At 44.2% G+C, this 7,336-nt stretch carries 9 protein-coding genes and 1 pseudogene; 3 read left to right on the top strand and 7 right to left on the bottom strand.

All coding sequences use genetic code 11. The features are described from left to right. Positions 1–315: pseudogene (locus tag Q338_RS14915) on the top strand (hypothetical protein); the annotation flags it as partial. Between the two features lie 379 nt (positions 316–694). Here Q338_RS14915 and Q338_RS15505 read toward each other — a convergent pair. The 7 genes from Q338_RS15505 to Q338_RS11460 all read right to left on the bottom strand — a co-directional run bounded on the left by Q338_RS15505 (position 695) and on the right by Q338_RS11460 (position 6,014). Continuing rightward, positions 695–817, bottom strand: a complete 123-nt coding sequence (locus Q338_RS15505) for a Com family DNA-binding transcriptional regulator (protein WP_084693600.1) — start codon at positions 815–817, stop codon at positions 695–697. Between the two features lie 220 nt (positions 818–1,037). Further along, positions 1,038–1,874, bottom strand: coding sequence for an N-acetylmuramidase domain-containing protein (locus tag Q338_RS11485; protein ID WP_084693599.1), 837 nt, complete (start codon positions 1,872–1,874; stop codon positions 1,038–1,040). A 57-nt stretch (positions 1,875–1,931) separates the two neighbouring features. Continuing rightward, positions 1,932–2,411 carry a hypothetical protein gene (locus tag Q338_RS11480; protein ID WP_034295563.1) on the bottom strand — a complete coding sequence of 160 codons (480 nt, stop codon included), beginning with the start codon at positions 2,409–2,411 and terminating at the stop codon, positions 1,932–1,934. Continuing rightward, positions 2,387–2,881: a hypothetical protein gene (locus Q338_RS11475; RefSeq protein ID WP_034295560.1), complete on the bottom strand. Its 495-nt coding sequence runs from the start codon at positions 2,879–2,881 to the stop codon at positions 2,387–2,389. Before Q338_RS11475 ends, Q338_RS11480 begins: the two co-directional genes overlap by 25 nt. A 44-nt stretch (positions 2,882–2,925) precedes the next feature. Next, on the bottom strand, positions 2,926–4,815 hold the full coding sequence (locus tag Q338_RS11470) for a hypothetical protein (RefSeq protein ID WP_034295558.1): 1,890 nt from the start codon (positions 4,813–4,815) through the stop codon (positions 2,926–2,928). 307 nt (positions 4,816–5,122) lie between these two features. After that, entirely contained in the window at positions 5,123–5,614 is a 492-nt protein-coding gene (locus Q338_RS11465) for a hypothetical protein (protein WP_034295556.1), read from the bottom strand. 4 nt (positions 5,615–5,618) lie between these two features. Beyond that, positions 5,619–6,014, bottom strand: coding sequence for a hypothetical protein (locus Q338_RS11460; RefSeq protein ID WP_034295554.1), 396 nt, complete (start codon positions 6,012–6,014; stop codon positions 5,619–5,621). 330 nt (positions 6,015–6,344) lie between these two features. On the opposite strand from Q338_RS11460, the gene Q338_RS11455 reads away from it, so the two are divergent. Next, a complete protein-coding gene (locus Q338_RS11455; protein ID WP_034295552.1) occupies positions 6,345–6,938 on the top strand; it encodes a KilA-N domain-containing protein in 594 nt (197 codons plus the stop codon). A gap of 166 nt (positions 6,939–7,104) precedes the next feature. Further along, positions 7,105–7,336 (top strand): transposase family protein (locus Q338_RS11450; protein WP_034295550.1); only part of this gene is annotated, 232 nt, incomplete at its 3' end.

The raw sequence follows: 7,336 nt of genomic DNA, 5'->3' as shown, positions 1-7,336 counted from the left end.
CAGCGCTGGCAAATTGAAATGCTGTTTAGCTGCCTGAAAAAACGCGGTTTTGACTTGGAAGCCACGCACATGACTGACCCTGTTAAAATGGAAAAGTTGTTTGCGATTCTGGCAGTTACATTGGCTTGGGCTTATGTCATTGGGCGTTGGCAACATGCGCTTAATCCAATTAAGCCTAAATCTCATGAACGTTTATCGCAAGGTATTTTTCGTGTTGGTTTAGAGCAGCTTGCCAAAGCTGCCATGTTGATGATGGCAACTTTGGACTATTTTTCAAACCCAAAACAGGTCGTCCGATTTTTTGTCGTGTACTGAAAGGCAGCCTGAAATTTTTGGCAATGTTTTCGCGCTCCAATACAGCAACAACCAAACGGCGTAAGTGGTTGGTGTCGTCAATGTGTGCGAGCCGCTCTGCGTAGCCATCAAAATCATTGTAAATAACCCTTGCCTTCGGCAGCGTTTGTTTTGCTGTATGCGACAACAAGCCTGAGCCACCGAATGCGTCTAAAATCGTCCAACCTTCGCCCTGATTGGGAATTTGGGTTTCTAAAATGTGTTTGAAATGTTTTAAGAAATTTCGTTTTTGCCCCGTGAAAGGCAAGGGAGATTGATTGAATTTCATTGAATGCCTTTTTGATAAAAAAGGGGCTCATAGGCTCTCGGGTTGTGGCACTCAATGATGCTCTCTGTGAAATTAAAGATTTTTAAAATTATTCAAAGCATTGCAGCGTGTGCATTTGATTGAAATATCAAACACACCTGCTGCATTTGCCAGTTTACGATTGCACGATTGGCAACGTAATTCGCGGTAAACCATTTGATTTGTCCTTGTGTCTAGTGTTACAATCCGCGCCACTGCAGGGGACGGCTTCGGGCGACACAGGCTGGTTCTGTTTAGCTGGCAGTCGTGGTGTTCGTAGCACCGCAACTGTCGCCGTCTTTTTCAGGTTACATTGTGCTATGTCATGATGTACTTCTCCTATGGGAAATAAAAACACATACAATCCAAAGTATGCGTTTTTTCTATTAAAAAATTATTAAGCCAGCGCATCAGCCAATTTCGTGTGATACGCATATTTCTCATACTTCACGCCGTTATACCCGCGCGCAAATGCACGATTCGTGTCCGCATGACGGCTCAACGCCAAAAATTCAGGCTTTAAATCAGCAACGTGCAAAATATAATCGCGCAACATCTGATATTGCGCCAACTCGCTGCGGCTCGCCGCCCACAACATTTCAATTGGGTGGTCATAGCCGCATTGCGCGTAATGTTCGCCCAACACCTGAAATTTCCCAATGGAAACAGATTTCAATGCGGCTAAAGGGTCTTTACCCATCGCAAACGCTAATTTTTCCCAACTATCGTTAATGCCGTTTTTATTGATGTCCATCGTGTAGCCGCCCGCCTGCGGATTGGCAAACCACGAAACCACACGCGCCGCCACATTGCGTACATGTTTCCAAAATTTATGACGTTCATACAGAATTTTCGGCAAACCTGATTCAAACCAGCCCGAACCGTTACTTTCTACTTTCGCCACCGCTTCAATGCGGCGCGTATCCACATCGCCCAATTCGTGCGCAATTTGCAACAATTCCGCTCGCGTAATCGCTGGCGCATGGCGATACGCAAACGCCGACAAAAATGCCGCGCGTGAAGCCGTCCCCCACACCCCATCAACCACCAAATCACAACCCGCACGCTCGTTTAACCAACGCTGCACCCATGCCACATCTTCGTTTTTGATGGGCGTGGGCTTCACTTCACCAGCCGCCACATCACGCGCCAATGCTTCCACCGCCTGAATTTCAGTCGCGTTGTTGTCCATATTTTCATGATTTAATTCAATTGCTATATCAATATTCATCATTTAATCCTTGTTTAATCAATAAAAAAAGCCACCCGAAAAATTCAGGCAGCCTGAAAATTATTTTCGCCGTTTCCGTTTTTTAACGCGTGGGCGCGGCGGCGTGGGGGTGTGTAAAGACTGTGGTTTAGGTGGTGGCTGCGTGGTTTCTTGAACTTGAGCGGTTGGCAAATTTTCAGGCTGCCTGAAATCAGCAAAATCAGGCGGCGGCAATTCACGCCCTGTGAATTTCATGCTCAAAGCATTGAACACATTATGCACAAAATGCCGCCCCACGCGTTGCCAATAGTCAATCGCAAAACCCGATACCGCGCCCACCATCAGCGCAACAAACGCACACAAAACAGGGCTGTGCAACAATTGTAAATACTCTACCGCCGCCCCCGAAAGCACCGCAGCAGGGATAATTTCAGAAGCCATGCGCCCATAATTGCGCCACATATTCGCCCGATAATATGTTGTCAAAACACTAATCACACTCACCAAAATCGCTACCCACAAGCCCACAGGCAAAGTTAATAAGATGATTTGCGCGCGCATTCATTCGCTGCCTTTCTTGCTTGTTTTGCCAACATTTCACAACGCTCTCGGCGCAACGCCATCTGAATTTGCTGCACCCCAGCCAGCCAAGCAAAAAACGACAACAAACCCGACAAAAAAATATTCAAATCCAAGGGCGGATAAGTTTGCACATACGCCGCAAATCCCAGCGTCCACACCGTGCCAGCACACAAACGCGCAAAACCCACCGAAAAATCCGAGCCGCGCATAGAACACGCCAAAAACACCCCTGCCAACAAAGGCAATCCAACCAATAAAGCAATCGGAACTTGATTAAATTCAACGTATTGCGATTGTGTCAATAATGATGAATGGTGGGTCGCAAACATGATTGCCGCGCCCCATAAACCACACACCAAAATCATATCAAGCCAAAAAGTCGGTGCGCCGTAAACCCACCAGCATTTAAAACGACAAAAACCGCGCAAGGCGGCTTGTTTGATAGACATTTCACATCTCCAGTTGTTAAAAAAATTTTCAGGCAGCCTAAACATCAAATCACAGGACGACCCACCGACACCGCCGCCCCCTGAATAATTTTCAGCAATTCAGGTTTTACCAATTCCGCCACGCCCAATTTAAATGTTTCGCTGCCCACCACCGCTCGCGCTACCGTGTCATTTGCGCCGTCTAACTTCACATTCACATCGCCCGATAAAGTGATGTTGATGTTTTGTGATTGGGACGATGGCGGCGAAAGCTGATTTAATTCAGTTGGGTGGACTTGCTTCACGCCGTCATAATACACCGCCGAAACCTTATTTTTCGCATTGTATTCAAGCTGTTTCTGATAATTCAGCGCGTCTTGCTGCCATTTTTCCAAAACTTGTGCTTGCTTTTCGCCCACTTCCAGCCATTTATCAGCCGATTGTGATTGTTTTTCAAGTATTTGGTTTTCTTTTTCTATTTTGCTTCTAGACTTTTCAGCTTCTTTTGCGGCTTCCTCTTCTTGTTTTTTCTGCCATTTTTCAAGTGAAGCCTGTATATTATCTTTGATGATTGGCGCGGCATACGCGTTTTTTTGCGCTGAAATCATTTGCTTATCACTTCGTTCAATCGCTTTCAGCATTTCATTGCCAATTTTTTCCGCGTTTTCCTTGTATTTTTTGCGGACATTTTCAATTTCCGCGCTGGTTTGGGCTTGTTTTTCAGACAAATCATCTAAAGAATTAGCAAAATCCGCTTGCGCCGCTTTCAATTCAGTAGATAAAAATTTGCCTGTGGTCGCTTTATACGCCAAATCCGCAGCTTGACCCATTGGCGTGTATTTCAGCGACAATTGCCCCACACGCGCCAATCCCTTGCCCAAACTTAACACATACGCTTCAAATTTCATCGCAGAGATTTGCAATTCTTTAAACCAAATTACCAAATCCGCCGCCATCATCACCCCATCGCGCATAGCAGACACCAACACTTTAGAAAATGCCATCGCCGCCTTGTCCATGCCGCCGAATCCATCAATCACTTCTTTCACGCGGTCAAGCACAATTTGAACAGGTTCTGCCATGTTTGCTGATAAATGCTGTCCAAAGGCGGAGATTTTGTCCCACATCTCGCCCAATCCTGCATTGAATTTTTCCAATGCTTTCAATTCGGTATGCGACAAAATCATGCCTTTTTCCAGCGTTTGCTTTTTGATTTCGTTTAATTTCGCTGCATTTTGCTCCAAAAGCGGCAACAGCAAGCTCGCGTCATCTGCCAAACTTTCAAACAAAAACGTCTTGTCTTGCGTGCTTAATTTATTCGCGGCGGCTGCCATTTTTTCTAAAACTTTATCAGGCGATAAGCCGATAAAATCTTTCGCTTCCAAATTCAATTGCTCAAACAAATCTTTCGCTTCACCGCCGCCTGTCATCACAAAATCGCCGATTTTGTCGTTTACATCTTTCATCACATCAGCGATTTTGTCTGCACTCAAGCCGAATTTTCCGCCCGCAATAGTCCATTGCTGAAGCGTGGTGGTATCAATATTCAGCCGCATGGAATCTTGCAATATCGTTTTGGCGCGGCTGGCATTGCTTGCTAATAGCGCAAAAAAGCCCGTTGCCGCCGCCGTTGCGCCCACAAAACCCATTTTCAGGCTGCCTGAAATCACATTGCCCAACGCTACAATAGGCGGTTTCAGTTTGCCAATTTCCACAGAAGTGTTGCCAATTTTTTTCAATTGCACTTCAAATTTTTTCCATTGACTCAAGTCAATTTTCGCATTCACGCTTTTCATTGACTTGTCTATTTCGCGCCCCATTTTCAGGCTTTGTGTCTGCACCTTGTCCATGCCCTGTTGCATTTGCTTGGCAGTTTGCACCACTTGAGCAGATTCTTGTTTAAACTGTTGCGCTTGAAGCTGAATTTTGGTTTCTAAAATTGCTGCTGCTACCATGTTTTATTTCCTTTCAGGCTGCCTAAAACAGGATTACCACCATTTAATCAATGAGATACCGTAACAAATTAAAATAAAACCGATGGCAAACCGAATCCAACGACTTTGAAATAAAGTATTCATAAATTTATTTGATTAAGTTTAAATACAAAAACACCGTGATATTAGCCGTATTACGGTGTTTTATTTTTTACTGTTCCCGTTTTCAGTTGCAGAGTGCGTACCACGCGCCAAATACCCAATCATTTGAATAATTGGGTAATTTGGTGCGCACGGCGCACCCTACAAAATTTCAGGCAGCCTGAAATTATTCAACTTTAAAAACAGGCTCGGCGGTAATCGCCAATTGCCAATTGCCGTTCCACACTTTGCCCACTTCCAGCGAAAAATCCGCGTTTTTGGTTTTGCGCGTTTCCAAGGTTAGGGTAACAATTTCATTTTCCGCTTCGCCGTAAGGAAACTTCATCACGATTTTCACGCGCGAATTTTTCGGCAATTCGTTCAAATATTTCTGACCTTCTTGCTGCGGGTCAAAAATGGACACACCCATATTTAAAGTACCTTCTTCGCTCAATCCCGTGATTTTGCGCTTCGTACCCGTTAAGCCCCAGCAAAAATCGGTAATATCCGTTTCTTCTCCGCCGCCGCCGTCTGCGTAGCTCAATGTATTGATACCGCACAATTGTTTGCTGGTCGTGTCCCAATCTGTATCATTGTCATTGCGCCCAAACAATTCAATGCTTGCACCATATACATTACTGTATTTCGCTTGTTTTTCAGTTACTTGCAATGTTGCCATTGTTTTACTCTCCCAATTTTGCGTACCAAGGCACGCTCACATTAAACACAAAAAAATCCCCCACTTCCCCCACATTGGCTAAAGTCGGGGTTTCACAACGCACCGCGCCCAAACGCTCATCAGCAAAATGGGTAAACAGCGCGTCTGCCACCGCCAAACCCTGTCCATGCCCCCTGTCTTTGGGCGCATACAGATTCAGGCTGTAAAGACCTTTGGCGTTTTTCCCCATGCAAAAATCAATCTGATTGATTTCATTGGGCAAAAATTTAGCCCCAATCACCGTTTCTGTTTGATTGGGGCGGTAAACAATCGGCGTATTTTCCCAATGCACACGCACATCAGGCATAGAAAAAGCCGCCAAATGACGGCTTAATTGCCCACTAATTTGTAGAAAATTCATATTTGACCATTTCAGTAATAATGCGGATTTTTTTATTGACAAAGTTTGGGCTACTGATTATGATTGTTGTACTACTAAATCTCATAGCGGAACTCCGCACCCGTAAGTAAAGCGGTTTTTTTGCGCCTAAAATTTATGCTGCCTTGTTGTTTGTTGATATTTTCAGCAGAATTTTCACGCGCCTAATCAAGCCAGTTTTCAATGGCGGGTCTATACACGGAAATACAATACCGAAAGGGAATACCGTGAGCCGTCTATGAGCGGTAGTTGAAGCCCGCCCCCCTTATTTTCGGGGCAATCTACTAACTAAAACTCATAGGAATTGCAGTCATGCAAAATATTGTATCTATTCAAAATATTACCATTCGTCAAACCGCAGACAATTTGTATAGCTTGAACGACTTGCACAAAGCAAGTGGTGGTGAAGATAAACACGCACCGCGCCGTTGGTTGCAAAATCAGCAAACTGATGAATTGATTGCGGAACTTTCCAAAGACGGAAATTCGTCTTTGGATAAAAATCAACAAGTTATCCAAGTCATCAAAGGTGGTAATAATAGTGGTACTTTCGTTTGTAAAGAATTGGTTATCCACTACGCCATGTGGATTTCGCCAAAATTCAGTTTGCAGGTTATTCAAACATTTTTAAATACGGTAGAAAATTCAGGCAGCCTGAATAAACCTTTGCCGCCAGAGTATTTCACGCACTTGGCAAAAATGACACGCTACGCAGGAAAATTGTGGCAATTTCAAAACTTAATGTGCCAATCGCCAAATAGTGAACAAGCCAAAACCATGTTGAATGAATTGGTCTATTCCACCAACATCAATGAAACAGGCTTTTTGTTCATTTTCAAACCCAATTTGAAAGCGGATATTCAGCAAGCTGTTGATTGGTTGCACACGCAATCCCAAGTGATTTAATCAACCCAACCGCCAACTTTTGAGTTTTATTCAATCGTTGGCGTTGTTCTCATTTCAGGCAGCCTGTAACCTGTCCCCTCTCCCGCTTGCAGGGGAGGGTTAGGGTGCAGACCTGCCAAGTTCTTTTGGTGTAAAATGATAAAGTTAAACTAACGGTAATTTGACCATGCAAACTTTGGAAACCTACTTTTCAGAAATTGAAGACAAAAGACGCAGCGAAGGTAAACGTTACGCGCAAGCTAAATTATTAACAGCCATTGTGATTGCGATAATGGGTGGTGCAAAAAGCTTTCGTGATATAGACCGCTTTTTGAGTAACAATATTGACGATTTAAAACAATATCTTGCTTGGGAACGCGATGCGACACCGAGTCATGAAAAAATCCGAACCTTTATTG

The sequence above is a fragment of the Alysiella crassa DSM 2578 genome, assembly GCF_000745955.1.
GTDB lineage: Bacteria > Pseudomonadota > Gammaproteobacteria > Burkholderiales > Neisseriaceae > Simonsiella > Simonsiella crassa.
This window is presented reverse-complemented; position numbering and strand designations above follow the sequence as displayed.

Excerpts from the sequence above, each read along its gene's own strand:
- Q338_RS15505 (WP_084693600.1), bottom strand. The coding sequence starts at position 817 with ATGGTTTACCGCGAATTACGTTGCCAATCGTGCAATCGTAAACTGGCA.
- Q338_RS11485 (WP_084693599.1), bottom strand. The coding sequence starts at position 1,874 with ATGATGAATATTGATATAGCAATTGAATTAAATCATGAAAATATGGAC.
- Q338_RS11480 (WP_034295563.1), bottom strand. The coding sequence starts at position 2,411 with ATGCGCGCGCAAATCATCTTATTAACTTTGCCTGTGGGCTTGTGGGTA.
- Q338_RS11475 (WP_034295560.1), bottom strand. The coding sequence starts at position 2,881 with ATGTCTATCAAACAAGCCGCCTTGCGCGGTTTTTGTCGTTTTAAATGC.
- Q338_RS11470 (WP_034295558.1), bottom strand. The coding sequence starts at position 4,815 with ATGGTAGCAGCAGCAATTTTAGAAACCAAAATTCAGCTTCAAGCGCAA.
- Q338_RS11465 (WP_034295556.1), bottom strand. The coding sequence starts at position 5,614 with ATGGCAACATTGCAAGTAACTGAAAAACAAGCGAAATACAGTAATGTA.
- Q338_RS11460 (WP_034295554.1), bottom strand. The coding sequence starts at position 6,014 with ATGAATTTTCTACAAATTAGTGGGCAATTAAGCCGTCATTTGGCGGCT.
- Q338_RS11455 (WP_034295552.1), top strand. The coding sequence starts at position 6,345 with ATGCAAAATATTGTATCTATTCAAAATATTACCATTCGTCAAACCGCA.